Below are 23,165 nucleotides of genomic sequence, written 5' to 3' on the forward strand. Positions count from 1 at the left end.
CGGGGTCATGGAAGGTCCCAGCGGACCGCGCCGAAGCCGCAGCGCCACTGGTCGACGGCCGCGTAGCCCAGCGCCTTGCACGGGCGCGGGCCGATGGCGCCCATGACGACCATCCAGGACAGCAGTTCCGCGGTACCGCCGGAGCCTGCCTCCTCCATCCGCTCGAACGTCGCGTCGGTGAGGACCTTCTCGTGGTCGCCCTCGACCAGCAGGTCCATCCACCAGCGGTCGAACTTCTCGTCGATCTCCATGTAGCGGGGCCCGCCCGGCTCGTGGGAGAGGCCGCCCGAGCCGAGCAGCCCGACCCGCAGGCCCGCGGGCAGCCGGGTGCGGATGGCCTCGCCGAGCGTCTCGCCGAGCGCGTAGCAGACACGCTCGTCCGGGACGGGCGGCACCGTGCAGTTCTGCAGCACGGGGACGACCGCCACCCCGGTCGAGACGAGATCCGCCATGGTGACCGGGACCGAGAGGTTGTCGTCGTAGCGGAGGTTCTCGCGGACCGCGCGAACGCGCGGCGCCCGGTCCTTGACGCTCTCGTACAGGACTTCGGCCACGTCCGGGCGCCCGGGAAGCTCGTAGTCCGCGACGCGCAGCCAGGGCTTGAACCACTCGTCGGGGCCGGAGTGCCGTTCGGCCATGCCGAAGGTGAAGTCGGCGTAGTCGCTGACCAGGCCGTTGGCGATGTGGTCGTTGGCGATGACCAGGAGCACGTCGGTGCGGGACTCCACGACGGCGGCGTGGATCTCGGCATAGGCCGCGAGCACGGTCTTCCGGTCGGCCTCGGGGGCCTTGTCGAACCAGCCGGTGAGGCCGGGAGCGTGGCTCGCGGCCATCGCGACGCTGATCTCAGCCATGGTTCCTCCGTCCTGTTTGGGGGTGGGCCGAAGCGCTCCGCCGCAGGCGATGCGTGTCGCGCCGCAGGCGAAGCATGATCGCCTGCGCGGCCTGCTCGGCGGCGGCGGTCTGGATGCGGTGTCCTTCGGCGGCGTCGGCGGCGGCCGGGTCGCCGAGGTAGCCGGCCGGGGTGACGCGGCGTGCGTGCTCGTGGCCCTGGCGCCATATGGCCAGTTCGCCGGGGCCCAGGCCGCTGGGTTCCAGCCGCGCCCGGACCTCCTCGCGCACCAGCCGCGGGTGGGTGTGCATCATGAGGGACGTCTCCCAGCTCCCCGCGTGGACGTCGACCGGACCGTCCGGCGGACCCTCGTCCGGCCCGTAGAGAGTCAGGTAGGGGTCGTCCGCTTCGAGGCCGATGCGCCGGGCCAGCGCCGGCTCGGTCACGAAGCTCGCGTCCGCGTCCGTGCGTTCGCAGGCCGCTCTGACACCGTCGTGGACGGTGCGGTTGTGCAGCGCGTCGCCGTGCCCGGAGAAGCAGAACACGTGCCGGAAGCCGTCGCGCGCCATCCCGGCGAGCAGGTCGACCATGACCTCCCGCATCGACTCGGGCCGCACGCCGTAGGACGCGGGGAACGCGCCCGAGACCACGTTGACGCCCCAGTAGTAGGGCGGCACGATCAGCGCCTGGACGCCCCGCTCGGCCAGCAGTGCCCGGACGGCTCGCAGCCGGGCCGCCGGCAGGTAGACGTCGGTCCCGGTCGGCAGGTGCGGACCGTGCTGCTCGATCACGCCGAACGCCCAGAGCAGCACCGCGCCCGACCGGGCGGCCGCGTCGACCTCGTGCCAGGTCAGCTCCGCCAGCGTGCCGGCGAAGACGTCACGGGCGCCGTCATCCATCGCGGCCCTCCCCGGGATCGGCGGCGGGACGCGCTCGGTCGCGCCGGTGGTAGGTCTTGGCCTGCTGCACCTGCGAGTAGACGTGCGCGCGCAGCTCAGCGAAGCGCGGATCGGAGCGCGTCGCCAGCTGCTCGCGCTCCGCGGGCAGGTCGATCAGGGTGTCGTCCATGATCACGGTGGGGGCCGCGGAGAGCACCAGGACGCGCTGGCCCAGGTACACCGCCTCCTCGATGTCGTGGGTGACGAACAGCACCGTCATGCCGAGCCGCCGCCACAGTTCGCGGGTGAGGTCCTCCAGCTCCGCGCGGGTCTGGGCGTCCACCGCGGCGAACGGCTCGTCCATGATCAGTACTGCCGGCTCGTAGGCGACGGCGCGGGCGATCGCCACCCGCTGCTGCATCCCGCCGGAGAGCTGCCAGGGGTAGGCGCCCGCCGCGTCCGTCAGGCCGACCGACTCCAGCGCCTCGGCCACCAGCTCGCCGCGCCGCCGCTTGGGCACCTTCTTCTGCTTCAGCGGCAGCTCGATGTTCTGCGTGACGGAAAGCCACGGGAACAGGCTCCGCCCGTACTCCTGGAAGACCACCGCCATGTTCTCCGGCGGCCGTACCACCGGACGGTTCTCCAGCAGCACCTGTCCGCCGCTCGGGGCCAGGAGGCCGGCGACGCACTTCAGCAGGGTGGTCTTGCCTGCGCCCGACGGCCCCACGATGCAGACCAGCTCCCCCGCGGCGATCCCGAACGTGAGGTCGCGCACCGCCTCGACGGTGCGGTCGGCCGCCTGGTAGGTCTTCCTCAGCCCCCGCACGTCGAGCAGGGCCGAGCCGCTCCCGGTGCCGACCGCGGCGGGAGACGCGATATCCGTGCCGGTCATGACTTTCCTCTCTGGGCTTGGCGCCACCCCCGGTACCAGCGCAGCGCGCGGGCCTCGAACCGCCCGAACAGCAGCGACAGCAGGAACCCCAGCAGGCCGAGCAGCAGGATCCCGCTCCACATCTCGGGGATCTCGAACCCGCGCTGGAACTGGACGATCGTGTAGCCGAGGCCGCTGGAGCTGGCGAACATCTCGCTGATCACCATGAGGATGATCGAGATCGACAGTGCCTGCCGCATGCCGGTGACGATCTGCGGGGAGGCGGCCGGCAGCACCAGGCGGCGCAGCCTGGCGGCGCCGGTCAGGCCGTAGGAGCGGGCCGTGTCGGCCAGCACCTCGTCGATCGCGCGGACGCCCTCGGCGGTGTTGAGCAGCACCGGCCACATCGACCCGATGACGATGACGGTGATCTTCATGGTGTCGCCGATGCCGACGAACAGCATCAGCACCGGGATCAGGACGGGCGGCGGGACCGCGCGGAAGAACTCCAGCACCGGCTCGGCCAGCAGCCTGACCCGGCGGCTGGACCCGATCAGGACGCCGACGGTCACGCCCAGCGCCACCGCGCCGAGGTAACCGGCCGCCAGCCGGGCGACGCTGGGAAGCACGTCGTCGACGATGCGGTCGGAGAACCACGTCTCGCCGAACGCGCTCAGGATGGTCCGCAGCGGGGGGAAGTAGAAGTCGGTGCTCGAAGCGGTCAGCACCCACCAGAGGGTCAGCAGCACGGCGGGCAGTCCCAGCAGGTAGCCGAGCCGTCCGGCGCCGCGGAGCACGGTCCTCATGCCGGCGCCTCCGTCCGCATCGACGCGTGCCAGGCCAGGACGCGCCGCTCCAGCGCCCGGGTCAGCAGGTTCACGCAGACCCCGAGCGCACCGGTGACGAAGATCAGCGCGTACATCTCGGCGACGGCGTTGCTCGCCTGGGCCAGCCCGATCGCGCTGCCGAGCCCCGGGGACCCGATGATGAGCTCGCCCGCGACGGCCAGGACCAGCGCCACCGAGGCCGCGAGCCGCACGCCCGTCAGCAGGTACGGCAGCGCGGTCGGCCAGATCAGGTACCGCAGCCGGCCCCACCGGGAGAACCGGTAGGCGGCCGCGGTCTCCCGCGCGACCGGGTCGACGTCCTGAACCCCGTGGATGGCCTGCACCAGCACGGGCCAGCCGGCGGCGTACACCACCAGCAGGAGCGTGGAGCCGAGCCGCGTGCCGTAGAGCAGCACGGCCAGCGGGACGAGGGCGACCGAGGGGATCGGCCGGAGGAACTCGATGGTCGAGGCGGTCGCCTCACGCAGGACCCGGACGCTGCCGATCAGCAGGCCCAGGCTCAGGCCGGCCGCGACCGCGATGGCCAGCCCGTACCCCCAGCCCCGGAGCGTGTCGAGCAGCGAGCCCCAGAACCCGGCGCTGCCGGCCTCGTCGGCCAGCGCCCGGACGATGGCGCTGAACGGGGGCAGCTCGTCCGGCGAGATCACGCCCGTCCGCGGCAGCACCTCGAGGAACGCGGCGAAGGCGGCGACTCCGAGCGGGCCGAGGAGCGAGTCGGGCACGACGCCTCCGCGCCGCCGGCTCTTGATCATCATGATGTCCTCGTCAGGTCGCACGGCAGGTCACTCGTCATGTCACACGGCATGTCACTGGGCGAACAGCTCGTCCAGCGGACGGGTGCTGCCGATCAGGCCGGTGTCGACGGTGAGCTGGGCGAGCGGGGCGATCTCGGTGCGCCCGGCCTCCGGGTTCCAGCCGGGCAGGGTCACCTTGCCGCTGAGCCCCGGGTCCAGCTTCAGATAGCCGTTCAGCGCGGCCCGAGCCTCGTCCGGGTGCTCCTGGGCGTACTGCAGGGACTCCTTCAGCGCGGCGGAGAACCGCTTCACGACGTCGGGGTTCTTGGCCGCGTACTGCTTGGAGGTGAACCAGCCGGCGAACGGCAGGTTCGCGCCCATCGCGGCGTAGCTGACCGGCAGCGGCTCGGCGCCCTGCCCCTTGGCGATCGTGATGAACGGCTCGCTGAGCATCGCGGCGTCCACCTGGCCGGCCTTCAGGGCGGCGGGCATGTTGGGGATGGGCACCTCCACCAGGGTGACGTCGCCGGTCTTCAGCCCGTTCTTCTTCAGGACCGAGGCGACGGCGACCTCGTTGATGCCCTTCAGGGTGTTGACCGCGATCTTCTTGCCCTTCAGGTCGCCCACCTCGGCGATCCCGGGGTTCGCGGTCATCAGCTGCCCGGATCCGTCCTTCATCGCGTCCTCGGAGGCGCGGGCGCCCACGGAGACCATCGTCACCGGCACGCCCTTCTCGCGGGCGACGAGCAGGCTGACGAGGTTGGAGTAGCCGAACTGGAAGTCGCCGCTGACCACGGCGGGGACGATGGCGGCGCCGCCCTGGGCGTCCTGCGTGGTGACCGTCAGCTTGTGGCGGGCGAACACGCCCTTGCTGATCCCGAGCTTCACCGGGGCGATGTCGATGATGGGGATGACGCCGAGCTTCACCTTCGCCGCGCCGGAGGCGGAGACCTCGCCGTCGGCGTTGGAGCCGCAGCCGGTGAGGGCCGTCAGCCCCAGCACGGCCGTGGCCGCGCCTGCGACGAGGGGTGTGAGGCGCCTGGGGCGGCCGCGGTGGAAGAAGGACATGTCGGTACTCCTGGGCGAAGGCGCGGTGGGCGCGGAGGGGGTTAGCGGGTTCCGGTGAGTGACAGGGCTCCGAGTGAGTCGAACGCCACGGAGATGGCGCGGCCGGGATGCAGGGGGACGGCGTCGGTGAGCCCGCCGGTGAGGACGATCCAGCCGGGTTCGATGGCGAGCCCCCGCTCGGCCAGCCCGTTGGCGGCGAGCGCGAGGGCGTTGGCCGGGTGCCCGAGGACGGCCGCGCCGGTCGCGGTGTCGGCGGTCTCGCCGTCGACGCCCAGCCGGCAGGACTCCTCCGCCAGGTCCAGGCCCTCGGGTGAGACGGCGCGGCCGGAGACGACGTACCGGCAGGCGGAGGCGTTGTCGGCCACCACGTCCGGCAGGGCGAAGTCGAAGTCGCGGTAGCGGCTGTCGATGACCTCGAACCCGGCGTGCACGCTCCGGACCGCGCTCATCGCCTGCTCCGCCGTCACGCCGGGGCCGCTCAGCCGCGCGCCCATGATGAAGGCGATCTCGGGTTCGACGCGCGGGTGGATGAACTCCCCCACGGCCACCGGCTCGCCGGGCGCCAGGGTCATCGCGTCGGTGAGCCAGCCGGTCAGCGGGACGTCGACGCCCATCCGCCGCTGCTTCGCCCGCGAGGTCAGGCCGAGCTTCACCCCGACGACGCGCTGCCCGCCGCTCGTCTTGCGGCCGAGCAGGGCGTCCTGGATCCGGTAGGCGGTGCCGAGGTCGAGATCCGGCCACCCTTCGGTGATCTTGACTCCGTCCTCGCGGACGTGCTCGCGGCGCAGCAGTTCGCCGACGGTGGTGTCGATCGTCCACTCGGACATGGCGTGGTCCTTCTCTCGTGCGGAGCCGGGACGGACGTCCCCGGGCGGACGGCTCAGCCGGTCCCGGCCACCACCGGCGCGATGACCTGCGGTGTCGAGGTGTCTCCGTGACGCATCAACCTAAAACACCTAATGGATATATTCAATAGATCCATACGATCTGTTCAAGATCTGGTGAGACGAGGGCGCCATGGGCCGAGGGCAGGAAAGACCACGGCGCCCGCCCCGCGGCTCTTGCCGCAGGACGGGCGCCGTGGCGACCGCGCCGGTCAGATGGCCGCGGCGGGCGGCCTCGTGGTCGAGTTGGTCCAGCGCTTGTTGGTGTCGTTGACGTCCCGCTCGACGGAGGTGAGCTCCACCCTGAACGGGATGCCGGGGCGGCCGCCGACCTTGACCAGGAACCTGCCGCGTCCCGGGGGCTCGCTGTCCCGCTTGAGCTCGGGGTTCCAGGACGGCGGCGTCGACCAGTCGACGATCATGCGTTCCTCGATGGAGGACATCCGGACCACCTCGTTCACCATCGCCATCTCCGCCTGCGGCAGCCCGCCGCAGATCACCATGCCCGCGCGTTCGGCGAAGCCCTTGGCCTTGAGCCGGTCCGCCTGGTCGCTCAGCGACAGCAGGTCGGCCATGGTGTGCGTGATCATCACCTGCCCCGTGCCGCGCTGCCGGTTGAGGCGGGTGAGGGCGTCGACGCGGTCCACCAGACCGCGCCCGGACCGCAGCACCCGCCACAGCTCGTCGAGGACGACGAAGAAGTGCCGCTGCGGTTCGAGCCCCTCGTCTGCCAGCGCGTGCGCGGCCTCGATCGAGCCGAACCCGTCCGACCAGCACGCCAGCAGGACGGCGGCCTGCAACTCGGCGTCGGCGTCGTCGATCCCGCTGATGTCGATGCAGACGCCGCCCGGGTTGTCCAGCTGGATCGCGGTGGTGGTCTGGTGCGCGAACGTCTCGCCCATCGGACCGTCCAGGATCCCGAGCAGCGAGGCGTGCAACGGGTCGACGGCCGCGCGGTACCGCGCCTCGTCGCCGCGCGCGAGGGTCACCGCGCGCAGCCGTTCCGGCCCGTCGTCGATCACCTTGATGAGGTCGGGCAGGACGGGCACGCCGCGGTGGCGCTCGTCCAGCACCCGCAGGGCCGCGTTGAGCACGGTGCGCTCGGTGTCGGCGATCGGCCCTCCGCGCAGCAGCGTGAGCAGCGCGCTGACCATGTTCAGCCGGCGGCCGTGCGCGTCGGCGACCAGCTTGGTCCGCGCCGCCTCCGGGAGCCTGGCCGCCGCGCCCGCCGTCGCGCCGGGGTCGAGCACGTTCAGCGAGCCCAGGCCGCGGCCGAGCTTGATGATCTGCCCGCCCATCGCCCGGACCAGATCGACGTAGTCGGGCTTCAGGTCGCCGAGCACCATGGGGAACACCCCCTGGCCGACCAGCCCGACCACCATCCTGCGGATCAGCGTCGACTTGCCCAGCCCCGGCTTGCCCAGCACCAGGGCCGACGGGTTGTGGATCAGGTTCGCGCGCTGGAACCACGAGATCGGATCGCAGCACAGCGCGGCGCCGGTGGTGAGCTCCCGGCCGAGCGGCACGCCGACCATCGGCGTCCCCGACCCGGCCCCGAACGGCCACAGCCCGCACACCTGGACCGTGGTGCCGCGCCATTCCGACGGCATCTCCACGTAGGAGGCCCGGCCCCCGCCCCTGCGGGTGAACCCCCTGAATCCGGGCTTGATCTCGGGCTTGCCCTTCTTCTTCCCCGTCTTTCCCTTCCCGCCGTCCCGCTCGGCGGGCGGCTCCCCGGCCGCGCCGCCGGGGACCGACTCCGGAGAACGCTTCACAGGGACTCCCTCACCAGCGCCGGCACCTGAAGGTGGTCGGGAAGGACGATGCCCAGAGGGAGGGCGGCCGCGAACGCCGACGCCTGCGACCCGTACATCTGCCGCAACCGCAGCCGCGCGGGGCCCGTGAGCGTGTCGACGGCGGCCGCCGCGACCGGTAGCTCCTCGGCCGAGCGGACGGTGGCGGTGACGAGGACGGTGAACCGGATCACCCCCGCTCCCCTGGCCTCCTCCAGAGCCGACTGGTCGCTCTTGATGACGTCGATCTCGTTCCGGGCGGCGCTGGCGGCGCCGTCGAGGCGGAAGCGCGAGTCCCGCCGGTCCCGTTCCACGATCCGGGCCGCGGAGGCCGGATCGTGCGGCCGGTAGAGGAAGGTGACGCGCTTACGGGCGATGTCGTGGTGCGGGGCCACCAGCCCGGTCATCACGTTGGACAGCACCTCGCCTCGCGGCGCCTCCGACATGCCCCACGTGATGGAGCAGCCGCTGTCGTGGACGTAGTGGTCCCACGACTCCTGCGCCGCGACCGGCCCGGCGTCCTCCCAGCGCGTCTCCTGGTCCTCGGAGGCCTCCAGGACCGACTGCGCGCCCGGGTCGTAGGCGATCCGCACGGCGCGGGCGAGTTCCTTCGCGGTCAGCGCGCGGGCGGATCCGGCGCCGGTCATCGACAGCCCGGAGACCAGCCCGGGGATGCGCATCCCGATCTCCCGCACCATGGCGTCCTGGTCACGGCGCTTGCCCCCGAGCTGCGGCAGGGACGCGTAGGTGACGGCGATACGGGTGGAGACCCGCGCGCTGCCCACCGGGTAGTTCCAGACGATCTCGTCCAGAGCCTGCCGGGCCAGCTCGGGCGCGTTCGGGTCGGTGTTGGCGTAGATCTCCTCCCGGAGGCGGGTTCCGGTGTCGGGGGCCGTCTCGATGGTCACGCTCGCGGCGACCAGGCCCGGCTCGTAGCTCAGCGAGGCCAGCCACTGCCCCCAGTGGGAGACCCACGTGTCGACCTGGCTCTGGTCGACCAGGGCCGCCCCCTCGGCATTGCACTCGAACACCACGGTGTAGTGCTTCGTGGACGGGATCACGACCAGGGCGAACGGGCGCCCGTAGGAGTCGCGCCCCTCCACCAGCCGGGACTGGGCGAGCAGCCCCGGCAGCCGGCACGAGCCGTGCGGGACGACGCTCAACGGTCCCGAACGGTAGAGGTGCCAGCCCTGGGAGCGGCCCGACCACCAGGTCACCCGTGCCGTGAGGGACTGCAGGGCGGTCCGCCCGTGCGCGTCCTGGATGACCAGCGGCAGCATGACCAGCCCCAGCAGCACGGCGCCGACCAGGCTCACCGTCAGCGAGACCGTCGCGATCAGGGTGATGAGGATCAGCCCGACCATGAGGATCAGCGTGCCGGCCAGTCCCAGCCGCCCGATCCCGGGGGACACCGGCTTCCGCCAGTTCCCGTACGTGGGTTCACGATAGTCGGACGTCACGCCGCCTCCACCTCATTCCTTCGGCCTACGCACTGCCGCTTGGACCGCTCGTGCTTCCGCCACTGCCGCTTGGGCCACCGCCCCCGGAAGGGGGCGTGCGCCCGGTGCCTCCACCTGAGGAGGGACCCGGGTCGGGGGGCCGGTAGCTGGGAACCTCGCTGCCGCTGCCTCCGATGGAGGTGAAGTCAGGAGCGGGAACGTCGTACGCGGGAACCTCGTACGGGGGAACACTGGAGGAAGGGTCGGCCCCCGTGGGGCCCTGCGATCCCCCGCCGCCGCCCGAACCGGTGTCCGGACCGCTGCCCGAACCACCACCCGAACCGCCGCCCGTTCCGCCGGGCGGTCCACCGCCCGGTCCAGCACCCGGTCCAGCACCCGGTCCGTTGGTCGGCCTGGGAGTCGACGCTCCGCCACCCGAACCGCCACCCGAACCGCTACCCGAGCCACCGCCCGAACCGCCGCCCGAACCGCCGCCTCTACCGCCCCAGCCGGCCCAACCGCCCCAACCGCCGCCCGAACCTCCACCCGGTCGGTTGCTTCGTACAGGAGTTGACGCGCCGCCACTGCCGCCGCTCATCAGGCCCGCGAAAAGGCCCGTCGCCTGCTTGCGCATGGTCATCGCGGTGCCGCCGTACGTGAAGTGGCCGACCTGGCGGATGCCGAAGAAGCTCTGGCCTTCCGTGGCGGCGGGCATCACGGCGCGCAGGGTCGCCGGCAGGGCGAACACCGACCCGGCGGCGAGGGCCAGGCCGAAGAGCCGGTCGGCCTCGTACTCGGAGGCCATCAGCTTCAGAGCCCCGGCGTCGATCACCGCGATGACCGGCTTGACCGCGGTGAAGGCGACCAGCAGACCGACGCACTGCCTGTAGGCGGCGTTCCCGTAGGTGCTGAACCTGGCCGCGGCGAGGGTCGGGAGGATCCCGACGAGGATGATCAGGGCGCCGCTCCGGAAGAGCATCAGCACGAACTGGATCGCCGACGAGAGCGCCGCGGCGAGAGCGAAGAAGGCGAGGATGAAGGACGTGTCGTCCTTGTCGCCCCCGAGCAGGCCGAGGCCGTTCTTCCAGTTGTCTATCCAGGCATCGTTCTTCGGACCCATGCCCTCGATGATCCAGTGGGAGAACCTGTCCCCGGCGATGTTCGCCAGATTGACCAGCGTGGCGAGCGTCAGGATGATGACGGCCAGTTCGAAGAACTGGGTCATCGCCTGCCGGAAGGGTTCTCCCTTGCGTTGGATCGCGATCCGGAAGGCCGCGACGAGGAAACCGGCGAACGCCATCGCGGCGGTCAGCCAGTTGGTGTACTCGCGGAGCATGTAGAGGACTCCGCCTCTTTCCCCGCCCAGGTCCACGCTGTAGGCGCTGTCGCTCATCCACCAGGTGAGGAACGTCTGAAAACTCGACAGCGCCCAGTCCAGCAGCTTGTTGACGAGCCACGCCCATGCCTCGTTGAGGAGATCATCCACAGAGATCACCTGGACGGCGGGGAGCGGGAACCACGAAGTCGATCAACTCGCGCACGATGGGCTTTCTTCTCAGAAGGGATCGAGCAGAAGGCTGACGAAGGCGATGGCCAGTCCTGAGCCCGCCATGACGCATGCGACCATCACCCATCCCAGGCCGACCGCATGCGCTCCGAACTCGCCCCGCCTGTGCTTGAGCGCCATGGTGCCGCCGACCAGTATGAAGCCCAGCACACAGGCCGCCAGAGCGGTCCAGATCAACCAGCGGAGCATGGGCTCCACCGGTTCGGTGACCCCGCTCACTCCCTTCGCGTGGCCATGCGGCAGCGACGCGTCTGGTCTGGCGTTGATATCCGGCTTTCTTCCGGTGGGAGGCTTGAGCGCGGTCGTCTTCTTATCGGAATGCTCTTTCTTGCACTCCTTGGGGAACATTCCGCTGCTGTGCTGCCACTGGTCGCAGTACTCCTCCGGCCCCCCCACGCAGTCGATCTTCTCCTGGTCGGTCTTCAGATCCCAGCAGGAGTCGTTCTTCTTGTCTTCTTTCGGCCACTGGCCGCTGTCACTGGTGTTGCAGTACCCGTCCGGATCCGAATCGCTTCTGCGAAGGCAGACCTTGAACTGGTACTTCGCATCCGCGGTGCGCTTGTAGCCGGGGATCTCGGCCTCGTCGCACTTCCCTTTTCCGGCCGCACGAACATCGATCACCTCTTGCCCGTCGACAATGGCATAGCCGCGCACGAGGTGGCCGTCGTTGTTGTGGTCGCACGCTCTGATCCGACCGGTGGCAGGGTCGAACTGGAGCTTGCCGCCGGGGTCGGTGTCGATGGTCTCGATGTCCTCCGTCTTGCCCCAGTCGACCGGGGCTCCCAGTGCCGCGTGGCCGACGCTCCTCATCCGGCCCGGCGCCTGAGCGGCGGGGAGGACCTCGACCGCGAGCCGCACCGGGCCCGCGGCGAGCGGACCGGCCGCCTGGGGGCGTCCCGACGGGTCCGCCCCCCGCCGCCCGCTCAGGACGACCTCGGAGGCGGGAGCGGGCAGCAGGCTGACCACGAGCAGGGCGGCGCCCAGCGCGAGGAGCGCGGCGGACAGGACGGACACGCGCCGCCGCACGGGCGCCCGCCTCTGGCGGCCCCTTCCCCATGCCGCGCGGAGGTGCCGGGACGCAGTCATCAAGTGGCGAGATTTCTGACGATCAATCCCGCGCTCACGATGAGCAGGCAGCCGAAACCCACGATGAACATGCTTCCGAGGTGACTTCCCCCCTCGCCCTTCTTGTGCTGGATCCCCATCCTGGCGCCGATGATGACGAAGCCCGCCACACAGGCCAGCAGGCCACCCCAGGCCGCCCAGCCGAGCAGCTTTTCGATCTTGTTCGCGAACGGCGGCGCCTCGCCCTGCCCGGGATTCGGGATGTCCCGGGCGAGGGCTGCCGCATGGTCGAACAGGTGGGCCGTCCACGTGATCGTCGCGTCGAGCATGCGCGTCCTCCGAAGTGATGCGATCGAGGTTCTGGCCGGCCGAGCGCAAGCGGACGGCGGTTCGGCCGGGGCTCACCGCCGCGTCACGGCAGGACCGCCGCACTCTGGTCGATGAGCCCTCTCAGAAGGGGTCGCCGCCGGTCGGGGCTGGACCGGTGGGGCGCCTTCCGAGCACGGTTCTGTATTCGTACTGAACGGTCCGGGAGCCGCAGTGATCGTCAAGCGCCGGGGAGCGGTAACTCTGGCGCGGTCACACGGGGGCCAGACCGCTCATGTCGCGGACCAGACGTGCGTACGCGGAAGGAAGCCGGACACTGTCCGGAGGATCGCCGAGGCGGAAGGCCTCCACCCAGGGCAGGTCCCACAGTTGCGGCAGGCCGCCGGCGATCAGGCGCAGGAGGTCGGCCAGAGGTTTCGGGCGCTTCCCGGGAGCATCGGCCACCACCGCCAGGCCGACCAGTTGCACGCTCGGGAGGCCGCCGGCGGCCCACTGGGCCACGGCGGCCTGGGCTGCGCACAGGCCTGCCGCGTGGCTCCTGGCGACCAGCAGCACATGGGACCGGCCCGCGGGTGCGGGCGTCGGCCAGTAGCGTCCCGCGCTCACGCTGTCGGCGATGAGAGCGGCAAGTGTGGAGGCGCCGGCTCCTCCGTGACAGGAGGAGAGCCAGAGCCCTGGGGTTCGTCCATGATAAGTGACCAGACCGAGCGAGCTCCTCGGGAGGGGGCCCTGCTCGGCCTGTATGACCGCCTGTGCCGCGAACCCCTCGCTCTGGGGCCGCCTCTGCTGAGCCGCGTACGCCGATGGATCCGGCGTGCTCGGCGAGGACTCGGGGCCGATCCCCCCGTACTGCCGGGCGTCGCTCGCTGTTGCCCGCACCACGGGTGTCCACCTCCGGAAAAGTCGCGAGCGGCTCCGCTCTGGCTTGGTCCACCTTCGCACCAGCGAAGATCAACCTACTGGGTCGGACCGTCCGCGAAGCGCCGTTCCCGTCAACCCGAAGTCCGCCCGTGAACTCGCCACCGGGCCGGCTCCACGGCGTCCGCCCGCCGCGCCCGCCGCGCGCGTCCGCAGGACGCACCTTGCATCACCGCGCGTTGACCGCACTGTCTTGGTCGGCGGGTCCCAGGAGGACGGGGCATGCCCCGGAGAGCACGCCGACGGTGGCGGTCCGGCGCTCCACCCCCTCGGCGGGAGGAGCGGCGCCGTCACCGCCGATCTTGGAAGGCCACATCATCAACTGTTCCAGGAATGACCCTCGATGGTGACTTTCAGTCTGGGAAAGTTCATCCTCAGAACGGGCTGCCTCGGGACGGTCGCCATTCTGGTGCTCATGGTCGCGACGCTGTTCGTAGCGATCCAGAACGTGTCTTCGCTCGGCATCACCAATGTGTGCGGACCGCTGAACCCCGACGGCCCCGAACTCCTCAGTCCCGCGCCCAGGCCGAGCCCTGGGACCGGCGGCCCGACCGTGGCACCGGCGGCCTACAACCGTGGTCCGGACGGAGGGCCGCTCGAATCCGGAGCCGTGCAGAACGTCGCCGCTGCGGCCAAGGCCCCCGCGAACAGCATTCCCGCCAACTACGTCAAGCTGTACAAGGCCGCAGGCCCGAAGTACAACATCCCGTGGTATGTGCTCGCCGGAATCGGAAAGGTGGAGACCGACCACGGCCGTTCCACCCTGCCGGGCGTTCACTCAGGGGCGAACTACGCCGGTGCGGGCGGCCCGATGCAGTTTCTGCAAGCCACCTTCGACGCGTATGCGATCGACGGTGACGACGACGGCCGCAAGGACCGCTACAACCCGGCGGACGCGATCTTCAGCGCCGCGAACTACCTGCATGCCAGCGGTGCGCCCGCCCAGACCAGGAAGGCGATCTACGCCTACAACCACTCCTGGGACTATGTGAACCTGGTGTTGTCGTGGGCCGAACGCTACGCGGGCGGCGGATTCTCCCTCGGCGGGGCCAACAATGCCGGAATGTCATGCGCCTCGTTCGGCGGCGGCGCCCCGTCGGCGCTCGGCCAGAGCATCATCTCCTACGCCAAGCGCTGGCTGAAGACCCCCTATGTGTGGGGCGGCGGCAATATCAGCGGCCCCACAGGCGGTGGCTTCGACTGCTCGGGCCTGACCCTGTACGCGGTGTACCAGGCGACCGGCGGGAAGATCCAACTGGCGCACTACACCGGTGACCAGATCAGGGACTCGCGCGGCACGAGGGTGAGCCGCTCGAATCTCCAGCCCGGCGATCTGGTCTTCTTCACCAAGCCCGGCGATGCCGATCCGCATCACGTCGGAATCTACGTCGGCGGGAACCAGATGCTGCATGCGCCGTACACGGGCACCGTCGTCAAGATCGGCCCGATGGACGAGAAGGAATTCAGCGGCGGCGTCCGTTTCTCCGCTCCGGAGACGGTGAAGGCATGAGGCGGACACTTCACCGGCAACGACCGTTCGGGCGCTGCCCCCGCCCGGGCGTTCTGGCCGTCACCGCGCTGCTGCTCGCCTCGGGCTGCGGACTGCCGCCCCGGGGCAGAGCCGACGGCGCCGCCACGTCCCCGCCGGCCGCCGTTCCTTCGACTCCTCCCGCGCCGACCGGGACTCCCCACGGCGGCCTACCCGACCCGAAGACCGTCGACCGGCAGGACGCGACCGCGGTGTCGCAAGCCGCCGTCCAGGTGATGTGGACCGTCGACGCGGCGATCGACCGCGGCCAGGGCGACGCCTACCGGCGGGCCCGGCCCTTCCTGACTCCCGAGTACGCCGCGCGGTCGGACGCCCAGCCGCTCGGAGCGGTCCCCTCGGCCTGGCGCGACCACCGCGCCTACGCCCGCGTCCGCTTGGCGCCCCAGACGCCCGAAGACGGGGTGCCCCCGGACAACGCGCGAACCGCCCACCGCCAATGGGAGGTCACCGTCACCCCCGTCGGCCGGGACGGCTGGAAGGGACCGTCCACCCGCGCTGTCGCCTTCGTGACCCTGACCCGCGGCGCCGGGGACGCCTGGCGGGTCTCCGGGGTCACCACGGCATGACCCCCGGACGATCCCCGCAGCACCGGCGCCCGCCACGGCCCCGGGCCGGAAGTGTCGTTCCCGCTCGCTCCGCTTCCGCGACGTATGGCGTATCCCGGCACGCCGGGACATCACGAATGAGGAGAATCTATGGCCGGTAACGACGACGATGACGTTTACGTGGCCTTCATCGGTATTGGCCTGGTGTGTGCGCTGCTAGGCGGGGCGAGCAGTTTCCTGACATGGCTGGCGGGCCAGTTGTCCGGCGTCCTCTCGGGCGGCGGATGGCCGGACTCCAGCCCCGCGGACTGCCTGCGCATCACCTTCAACCTGGTGCGCCATCCCACAGATCCGCGCGGTGCGTGGCCGCCCGCTGCCGCGGCGGCCCTGGGCTCGGGCCCCGTCTTCTTCACCCTGCTCGCCGTGCTGCTCGCGTCGGCCGCCCTGGGCGCCTACGTTCTGGTCCGGCTCCTGCTGAACTGGCGGCGCCATCGGACGTTCCGCCGGCTGCGGCTGGGATTCGCCTCCGGCTGGGAGGTCCGCCAGTTGCTGAGCGCCCGGACCGTCCAGAGAAAGGCCGCACAGGTCCGGCCGTCCACGCAGAGCCTTCCCAAGCGCTCGGTGAAGCCCGAGGAGGTCGGGTTCTACATCGGGAGGGACATCAGGTCCCGGCGGAAGCTGTACGCGTCCCTGGAGGACACCGCGATCGTCGTCGCGGCGCCGCGGCAGGGAAAGGACGTGCACTTCGTCACGCCGTTCACCATCGACGCGCCCGGCCCCTGCATCGTCACGTCCAGCCGGCGGGAGACGTTCATCAACACCGCCATGGTGCGGGCGCAGTTCGGCGAGGTGTACGTCTTCGACCCCTACAACTGGACCGGCTGGCCGAACCGGATGCGCTGGTCGCCGCTGCAGGGTTGCGAGGATCCGAACGTGTGCGCGGTCCGGTCGGGGACGCTCGTCCAGTCGAGCGGTTTCGACATCGGGCACGAAGGGGGCAGCACGCTCAGCGGCATCGTCACCATCATCCGCTGCCTGCTGCACGCCGGGGCGATCGGCAGGCTCAACTTCCGCGAGGTGATGCGCTGGGTCTACGAGGCCAGCGGGGAGGAGGCCCTGGAGATCCTGCGCCAGGGCGAGCGCGAGGGGCGGACCGCCCCCGGATATGCGGGGGCGCTGGAGTTCAGCATGCGCGACGAGCGCCTGTGGTCCGGCGTGATCCAGGTCATGTCGTGCTTCTCGCAACCCGAGGTGCTGGAGGACTGCACGCCGGATCCCGGAGAGGAGTTCGACTTCAAGAAGTTCCTCCAGGGCCGCAACACCCTGTACTTCGTCTCCAAGAAGCAGAGCGACTGGGGAGGCATCGCCCCCATCGTCACGACCATCATCGAGCAGTACTTCCGCAGCGCGCGCGGCACGGCGATGAAGAACCCGACCGGTCGCCTCGACCCGCCGCTGACGATCGAGTTGAACCAGGTGGCCGACATCTGCCCCCTCGGCGGCCTGGCCACCTACATGGGAGAGTCCGGCGGTTACTCCATCAGCCTGCACGTCTACCTGACGTCGCTGGCGGAGGCCCGCAGGGTGTGGGGCTCGGACGGTGCCTCGTCCCTGTGGGACAACGCCACGGTCAAGATCATCTCGGGTGGTTCCGGTACGGCCAAGGACCTCGCCGACCTCTCCGACCTCGTGGGCAAGCACGACGGGAAGCAGATCCTCAGCCCCGAGGAGCTGCGCACCATGCCCTTCGGGCGCGCCGCCGTCGTCGCCGGCACCGCCCGCCCCGTCGAGATGTGGCTCACCCCCTGGTGGAAGCGCAAGGACCGGGACGCCATCGCGCGAGGCAAGGCGGCGGCCGAAGCCCTGATCCACCAGATGCACGCCGGTCAGCAGGCCGAGACCGCCACCGCTCGCGACGTGGCCATGGCGGGCGACGATGACGGCGACACCTCGGCCATCGTCTGGTGAGACCGATCGTGGGATCGGAAGCGCGAACGGGTTGCGCAACGGCGGCGCGCCCGGACGTCTAGAGGGGATGGCACTACACTCGACGGGTCAGCGAGGAGGGTCTCTGTGCCGACGCCCGACCATCTCGGCCCGAACCCGGCGGCCGAGGACCGAGGCCGCGGGAACCCGCATCGTGCGGTCCGGTCAGGCCGGCTCCGCTAGGTGGGGCCCGAAGTGACGGTCACCGTACCGAGCCTCATCGTGGCAGGGCACCCGGACCTCGCACGGAGGCTGCGCGCCACCGGGCGTTTCCCGGCCGTGTTCGACGTCGCCTCCGCCAGCGGGCTCCGGGACCTGTCCAAGAGCGGCGAGGTCCGCGCCCCGGCGGCGTTCCTGTTCGCGCCGGACTTCGACGAGGACCTGCCCGAAGCCCGGGTCCCCTTCCTGGCCGACAGGCTGGCGGCGAGCGGCCACACCGTGATCGTCCACGGTTTCTTCACCGAGCGCGGCGACGTCTTCGCCCCGGCGGTGATCGCGACGGCCAAGCCGCTGACCCTGGCGGAGCTGCTGGAGCTGCTCGGCGCCGCCCAGCCCGCGCCGGCGCCGGCCCACGCCGGGACGACGTTCACCTGGCCGTCCGACGGTCCACCGCCCGAGCTGCGGGTCGGCGGCCCCCGCGCCGACTCGCCGAGCCTGATACCCGGGTACGGCGGGCTGTCGATCGTCCGTCGCGGCACCGCCTCGGTGACCTACCGCGCCGTGCGCGAGGAGTCCGGCGGCGCGGTCGCCGTCAGGGTGCGGCTCGACGGTTCGGAGACCCCGGCGGAGGAACTGGCCGCCCTCGAACGCGCCTCCCGCAGTGATCACTTGGTGAGCGTGCTGGAGAGCGGCCGCGCCACCACCGGGCAGATGTACACGGTCTCCGTGTACGTCCCCGGCGGCGCTCAGGCGCCGGAGCCCCTCCCGGTCGAGGACGCGGTCGGGAGCGCGGTCTCGACGGGCTGGGCCCTGCAGGCGCTGCACGACGAGGGACTGGTGCACGGCGACGTCCGTCCCAGCCGGATCCTGCGCGGCGAGAGGGGACCGCTGCTCACCGGTACGGCCACCGCACGGGGGCTGGCGACGCACGCCGCGCCGGGCGTCCTGGAGCCGGTCGCCCGGGAACGCGTCGATCCCGGGTTCGCCTCTCCGGAGGCGCTGCTTGGGCAGCCGCAGACCGTGCAGGCGGATGTGTACGGGCTCGCCGCCACCCTGTGGGGCCTTCTGGCCGGGCATGCGCCCTTCGCCGCCGGAGAGCGCGCCTCAGACGACACAGCTCCCCCGGTGCCGCGTGACGACGTGCCGGAGTGGCTCGGGAACGTTCTCGTCAAGGCTCTGGCGAGCGAGCCCGCCGACCGGTACCCGACGGCGCGGGCGTTCGCCGAGGCACTGGAGGAGGGGCTTCGCGCCGTTCCCTCTCGGGAAGTTCCAGTGGCAGGCGCGACGTGGCCGCCGGGGGACGCGGCGCCGGAACCGGATCCGTCTCCGGTCCCCGACCCGGAGCAGCAGGCGCCCTTCGCGGACGAGCAGGTCCACTTCGCGGAGCCGCAGACCCCGGTCGCGGGCCGGCAGGTGCCCGCCGCGGAGCAGCAGCCGCCGTTCGTGGATCAGCCGGTGCACTTCGCGGGGCCGCAGGCGCCCTTCGCGAACCAGCAGGTTTCGTTCACGGAATCACAGACGTCCTTCGCGGAACCGCACGCCCCCTTCGCCGAACCGCACACGCCCTTCGCGAACCAGCAGGCACCTTTCGCGGAGCAGCACACGTCGTTCGCGCAACCGTCCTACGTGCAACCGTCCTACGTGCAACCGCACACGCCCTTCGCGGAATCGCAGGTCCCCTTCGCCGAACCGCTCACGTCCTACGCGAACCAGCAGCCCTTCCCGGGGCAGCAGGCGCCTTTCACCGAACAGCCGGTGCCGTTCGCGGAGCAACCGGTGCCGTTCACGGAACCGCAGACCCCCCTCACAGAACCGCGGGGCCTGTTCGCGCCGCCGCAGCAGCAGGCGGCGCCCGCGGGGGCACGCCGTCGCCCGATCGTGCTGCTGACCCTGGTGGCGGTCGTCCTCGCCGCTGTCGTGTTCGCCGTGGTCTCCCTCTTCGCGGGCTCAGGGACGGCTGAGCGGCGCCGCGCGGACCCCCCGCCGGCGCCCGTTCCCACCGCGCCGGCGCCCGCTCCCACTTCGCCGGCGCCCGGCTTGGGCACGCAGGCGCCCACGTCCGGCCCGACGGCGGTGCGGCCGGAGAACCGGTACAGTCCGAGCCAGGTGCAGATCGTCGACAGCCGGGTCTCGATCGAGATCAGCTGGCGGGACGCCACCGGGGGCAGGGCCGCGTACTACGTGGTCGGCGGCCCGACGGGGCGCACGCCGTCCACCATGGCCAACGTGCCCGCGGGGACGGCGAAGGCCGTGATCCTCGCTCTGAACCCGAGCGTGGAGTACTGCCTGACGGTCGTCGCCGTGCTGGACGTCGACCGGGTCGCCTACGCCAAGCCCGTCTGCACTCACCGCGGCAAGCGGGCGGGCTGAGCCGCCCACAGCGGCGCGCGCGGGTCCCACCACCAGAGCAGGCGGCGCGGGAGCGGCCGGGAGCGGCGCAGCGCGGCGGTCACGGAACGGGCTTCCGCGACCGTGAACGCGGCGTCCTCCAAGGTGACCGAGCCCCCGTAGCGGGCGGCGTTCACCAGTCGGCCCACCCTGCGCAGCCGTTCGGGGTCGATGCGCGGCAACTCCCGCGCGAGCCGCTCCGCCATCTCGACAGGGGTGGCGGACGCGGGGACGGGCAGGCCCGCGACGCGCGTCGCCACCAGCACCTCCGTCCAGGCCGCCCGGATCCGGTCGGGCGCGGTGCCCCGGTGCAGCCTGCGCAACCGGATCGCGCCCAGCAGCGGGGCCCCGAGCAGGAAGGCCAGCAGGGCCACCGCCGGGAGAACGAGCAGGCTCTCCGTGCGCGAGCCCGACCCCGGGCGCCCGCCGCCGCCCGCACCGCCCTGGTCGCCGAGACCCTGGGCGTCGGGATCGTCGGACTGCGCATCGCCTTCCTCGATCTGCTGCCCGGAACCGGCTTGGGGGGACGCCTGCGAACGCTCGCGCGGGTTCGGGTCGTAGGGCACCCAGCCCAGGTCCCGGAAGTAGATCTCGCCCCAGGCCACCGCGTCGCCGGTACGGACCACGCGGTCGCGGTCGCCGCTCCCGGGCCCGAACCCGACCGCCACCCGGCTCGGCAGCCCGGCCGCCCTCGCCAGCACCGCGAACGCGCTGGCGAACTGCTCGGACGTCGCGCCTCCGCCCCTGCGGCCCGGGGTGACCAGCAGCTTCGCGAGTTCGGCGTAGCCGTGCCCGCCCGGGGCGCCCGCCTTGAAGGTGTAGGACTCGCGCAGGTACCCGGCGAGGCGGGACGCGCGCTGGTGCGCGGTGCCGTCCCCGGCGGCCCTGCGGGCGATCTCCTCCAGCTTCGGCGGCGCACCGGGCGGCAACCGGAGGAAGCGCTGGTACCCCTCGCCGGAGTCGATCACGGCTCCGGCCGTCTTCGAGCCGCTCCACTCCGGGACGTCGCCCGTCACGGAGTACCTCCGCCCCGCCACCGGGCCGTCCGAGGAGAGGAGCGTGCCGGAGTCCTCGTCCTGCTCGACCGCGAGGCCGTCCACCCGGGTCGGGATGCCGGGAACCGGCACCCAGCCGCCGGGCAGCGTGCCGACCGAGACGCGCACCCTGGTCCGCACCGTCTTCGGAGGCATGACGGCGGGAGGCAGCAGGCTCGCCCCGCTGGGAAGGTAGGTGCTGTCGGGCAGCCAGGCCGGCCCGGTGAACTCGGAGAGCACCGCCCACCGCAGTTCCGTCCTCGGTCCCGACACGCTCATCAGCGGCACACCGGGATCGGCTGACCACGCCGACAGGTAGGACAGGGGGTTGCGCTGCTCGGTCGGCGCCGCGGGGGGACCGGCGGCCCTGCGGGGATCGGCCGCCTTGACCGGCCACTGCTCCAGCACGCCGGACCCGCCGACCACGGCGACGGCGCCGGGCAGGGCCGCCGCGCAGGCCACCGTCGCGACCGCCGCGCCGATGCGCGGGCTCGGCCGGCGCCGGGCGGGCGTGGACGCCGCACCCGCCGGGTCCGCCACCCGCACGGTGAACCCGGCGCTCGCGGTGTCCGGGCGGGCCTGCGGCGCGGCGGTCAGCAGCACTGCGGCGCCGGCGGCCACCAGGGCGGCCGACCAGTAGCCGGGCCCGGTCGCCTGCGGGTTGAGCGCCGCGGCCCCGCACAGGAGCAGCGCACCGGGCAGCAGCGCGGGCAGGACGCGGCTCTCGCGGAACAGCACCGTCGCGATCGCCGCGGCCAGCCAGACCGCCGCCACCGGGAACGCCAGCAGGTCCACGGTCACCGGAGCCCGCGGCGAGGTCGTCAGGATGCGGGCGCCGGAGTGCAGCACCGCGTCCACGGCGGCCGGCACCGGGCCCTTGACCGGCCCGGGGGACCACGAGGCGAGGGCGACCAGCCAGACGGCGGCCACGGGCAGACCCGCCGAGATCGCGGCTGGTCCGAGCCCGCGCAGCATCCGGTACGCCGCCGACGTCACCGCGACGGCGAGGGCCGCGGTGACCGCCAGCACGGTGAACGCGGGAAGGGGCCGGTCGTACCCGGCCGCCAGCAGCGGCGCCGGCGCGGCGGCGGCCAACGCGACGGCGGCGGACGACAGCGCGGTCCGGATCCGGGTCACTGCGCCCACCATCGGCCCTCGTTCCACCGCTCGGCGAAGCCGGCCGGATCGGCCGCGCGCAGGAGCCGCACCCCGGCGGGCGCCGCGAGGCCCCCGCCGCCGCCCGTGTCGCCAGGGCCGATCAGGCCGACCAGCGAGACGGTGTGCCGCGCCGCGAGCGGCCGCATGGCCGCGGCGGTGTCCTCGCCCGCCGCGCTCGTGGACAGCAGCACGATCGCGCGTCCCGTCGGCGCGGAGCGCAGCCCCGCGCAGGCGGCCGGGAAGTCCGCGCCGGGCCGGGCCGCCGCCTCGGCGAGCACGTCCAGGTGCGCGGTGACGCCCGCGGTCGCGGGAGAACGCACGCCGCCGGCGAGCCGCAACTCGACCGGGACGTCCGGGCCGGACCGCACGATCGACGCCGCGACCTCCACGAGGATGTCCAGCTCGTCCGGACCGTACCGGTCGTCGACCAGCACGGTCATGCCCGTGCCGGCGGAGTCGGCGTGCTCGCGGACCATCAGGCGCCCGCGGCGCGCGGACGTCCTCCAGTGGATCTGGCGGACGTCGTCGCCGGGCGCGTGCTCGCGCAGGCCCGCGAAGGCCCCCTCGGAGGCCCGGACCGACGCCGACGAGGTGTCCCGGCCCCCGCCGCCGGCCGCGGGCACGGGGACGAGGTGGTGGTGGCGCGGATGCACCAGCAGGCGCACCGGCACGTCGTCGGCCGCCCGGACGGCGCGCGCGAGCCCCAGCGGGTCGGTGCGGACCAGGTTGAGCGGCCCCGCCTCCACCACACCGCGCCGCTGCGGGGTCAGCTCGTACCGGATCGCGGGGCGGGCGGGGCCCAGGGGCAGGACGACCGGCTCCCCGACCCCGGTGACGCGCTCGGCGACGGTGGCCCTCCCGGTGCCGCTGCCCGCCGTGACGTCCAGGACGACGGTCACGGGTTCTCCCGCGCGGACCCGCGGCGCCGTGATCCGGCGGCCGACCCGGGCGGCCGGGAGCCGGCCGGCGAGGACCATGGCCAGCGCGACGGCCGGGAAGGCCAGCGCCCCCAGCGCGCCCGGCGCCAGGTAGCCGAGACCGAGGCCCCCGCCGCACAGGACGGCACCGGACGCGAGCAGCGCCCAGCCACGGGCGGTGGGGCGGAGGGTGCCGCCTGCCACG

General features: G+C 72.3%; 19 protein-coding genes. 4 read left to right on the forward strand and 15 right to left on the reverse strand.

Annotated features, from left to right (window positions below):
- Nucleotides 1–5: 5 nt before the first annotated feature.
- The 13 genes from CHC11_RS05005 to CHC11_RS43660 all read right to left on the reverse strand — a co-directional run bounded on the left by CHC11_RS05005 (nt 6) and on the right by CHC11_RS43660 (nt 13,248).
- Nucleotides 6–854 (reverse strand): DODA-type extradiol aromatic ring-opening family dioxygenase, encoded by an 849-nt coding sequence (locus tag CHC11_RS05005; RefSeq protein ID WP_089310419.1) that lies wholly within the window; start codon nt 852–854, stop codon nt 6–8.
- The gene (locus CHC11_RS05010; protein ID WP_089310420.1) at nt 847–1,731 is read right to left on the reverse strand and encodes a creatininase family protein; all 885 of its coding nucleotides are present in this window, start codon (nt 1,729–1,731) and stop codon (nt 847–849) included. The genes CHC11_RS05005 and CHC11_RS05010 overlap by 8 nt, the downstream gene beginning before the upstream one ends.
- Nucleotides 1,724–2,602 carry an ABC transporter ATP-binding protein gene (locus tag CHC11_RS05015; protein WP_089310421.1) on the reverse strand — a complete coding sequence of 293 codons (879 nt, stop codon included), beginning with the start codon at nt 2,600–2,602 and terminating at the stop codon, nt 1,724–1,726. The genes CHC11_RS05010 and CHC11_RS05015 overlap by 8 nt, the downstream gene beginning before the upstream one ends.
- Nucleotides 2,599–3,387, reverse strand: coding sequence for an ABC transporter permease (locus CHC11_RS05020; RefSeq protein WP_089310422.1), 789 nt, complete (start codon nt 3,385–3,387; stop codon nt 2,599–2,601). Before CHC11_RS05020 ends, CHC11_RS05015 begins: the two co-directional genes overlap by 4 nt.
- Nucleotides 3,384–4,205, reverse strand: coding sequence for an ABC transporter permease (locus CHC11_RS05025; RefSeq protein WP_245918760.1), 822 nt, complete (start codon nt 4,203–4,205; stop codon nt 3,384–3,386). The genes CHC11_RS05020 and CHC11_RS05025 overlap by 4 nt, the downstream gene beginning before the upstream one ends.
- A 30-nt stretch (nt 4,206–4,235) precedes the next feature.
- Nucleotides 4,236–5,231, reverse strand: a complete 996-nt coding sequence (locus tag CHC11_RS05030) for an ABC transporter substrate-binding protein (RefSeq protein ID WP_089310423.1) — start codon at nt 5,229–5,231, stop codon at nt 4,236–4,238.
- A 41-nt stretch (nt 5,232–5,272) separates the two neighbouring features.
- Nucleotides 5,273–6,058, reverse strand: a complete 786-nt coding sequence (locus CHC11_RS05035) for a 2-keto-4-pentenoate hydratase (RefSeq protein ID WP_089310424.1) — start codon at nt 6,056–6,058, stop codon at nt 5,273–5,275.
- Nucleotides 6,059–6,327: 269 nt separating this feature from the next.
- A complete protein-coding gene (locus CHC11_RS41085; RefSeq protein ID WP_089310425.1) occupies nt 6,328–7,890 on the reverse strand; it encodes a P-loop NTPase family protein in 1,563 nt (520 codons plus the stop codon).
- A complete protein-coding gene (locus CHC11_RS05045) occupies nt 7,887–9,368 on the reverse strand; it encodes an SCO6880 family protein (RefSeq protein ID WP_179278693.1) in 1,482 nt (493 codons plus the stop codon). Before CHC11_RS05045 ends, CHC11_RS41085 begins: the two co-directional genes overlap by 4 nt.
- A 25-nt stretch (nt 9,369–9,393) precedes the next feature.
- The gene (locus CHC11_RS41090; protein ID WP_179278694.1) at nt 9,394–10,833 is read right to left on the reverse strand and encodes a G protein-coupled receptor family protein; all 1,440 of its coding nucleotides are present in this window, start codon (nt 10,831–10,833) and stop codon (nt 9,394–9,396) included.
- Nucleotides 10,834–10,902: 69 nt separating this feature from the next.
- Nucleotides 10,903–11,940, reverse strand: coding sequence for a hypothetical protein (locus CHC11_RS05060; protein WP_089310428.1), 1,038 nt, complete (start codon nt 11,938–11,940; stop codon nt 10,903–10,905).
- A gap of 59 nt (nt 11,941–11,999) precedes the next feature.
- Nucleotides 12,000–12,308 (reverse strand): hypothetical protein, encoded by a 309-nt coding sequence (locus CHC11_RS05065; RefSeq protein WP_089310429.1) that lies wholly within the window; start codon nt 12,306–12,308, stop codon nt 12,000–12,002.
- 250 nt (nt 12,309–12,558) lie between these two features.
- Nucleotides 12,559–13,248 (reverse strand): DUF6668 family protein, encoded by a 690-nt coding sequence (locus CHC11_RS43660; RefSeq protein ID WP_342749952.1) that lies wholly within the window; start codon nt 13,246–13,248, stop codon nt 12,559–12,561.
- Nucleotides 13,249–13,567: 319 nt separating this feature from the next.
- Here CHC11_RS43660 and CHC11_RS05075 point away from each other — a divergent pair, with 319 nt between their 5' ends.
- From CHC11_RS05075 to CHC11_RS05090, 4 genes are all read left to right on the forward strand, one after another.
- Nucleotides 13,568–14,734: a C40 family peptidase gene (locus tag CHC11_RS05075; RefSeq protein WP_089310431.1), complete on the forward strand. Its 1,167-nt coding sequence runs from the start codon at nt 13,568–13,570 to the stop codon at nt 14,732–14,734.
- Nucleotides 14,731–15,339 carry a hypothetical protein gene (locus tag CHC11_RS05080; protein WP_089310432.1) on the forward strand — a complete coding sequence of 203 codons (609 nt, stop codon included), beginning with the start codon at nt 14,731–14,733 and terminating at the stop codon, nt 15,337–15,339. The genes CHC11_RS05075 and CHC11_RS05080 overlap by 4 nt, the downstream gene beginning before the upstream one ends.
- Nucleotides 15,340–15,468: 129 nt before the next feature.
- The gene (locus tag CHC11_RS05085) at nt 15,469–17,286 is read left to right on the forward strand and encodes a type IV secretory system conjugative DNA transfer family protein (protein WP_089310433.1); all 1,818 of its coding nucleotides are present in this window, start codon (nt 15,469–15,471) and stop codon (nt 17,284–17,286) included.
- 213 nt (nt 17,287–17,499) lie between these two features.
- Nucleotides 17,500–19,833 (forward strand): serine/threonine protein kinase, encoded by a 2,334-nt coding sequence (locus CHC11_RS05090; RefSeq protein ID WP_089310434.1) that lies wholly within the window; start codon nt 17,500–17,502, stop codon nt 19,831–19,833.
- Here the strand turns inward: CHC11_RS05090 and CHC11_RS05095 are convergent.
- Entirely contained in the window at nt 19,809–22,034 is a 2,226-nt protein-coding gene (locus CHC11_RS05095) for a transglutaminase TgpA family protein (RefSeq protein WP_089310435.1), read from the reverse strand. The genes CHC11_RS05090 and CHC11_RS05095 overlap by 25 nt on opposite strands.
- On the reverse strand, nt 22,019–23,164 hold the full coding sequence (locus CHC11_RS05100) for a DUF58 domain-containing protein (protein ID WP_089310436.1): 1,146 nt from the start codon (nt 23,162–23,164) through the stop codon (nt 22,019–22,021). Before CHC11_RS05100 ends, CHC11_RS05095 begins: the two co-directional genes overlap by 16 nt.
- Nucleotide 23,165: the final 1 nt, after the last annotated feature.

The organism is Actinomadura mexicana, from assembly GCF_900188105.1.
Lineage (GTDB): Bacteria > Actinomycetota > Actinomycetes > Streptosporangiales > Streptosporangiaceae > Spirillospora > Spirillospora mexicana.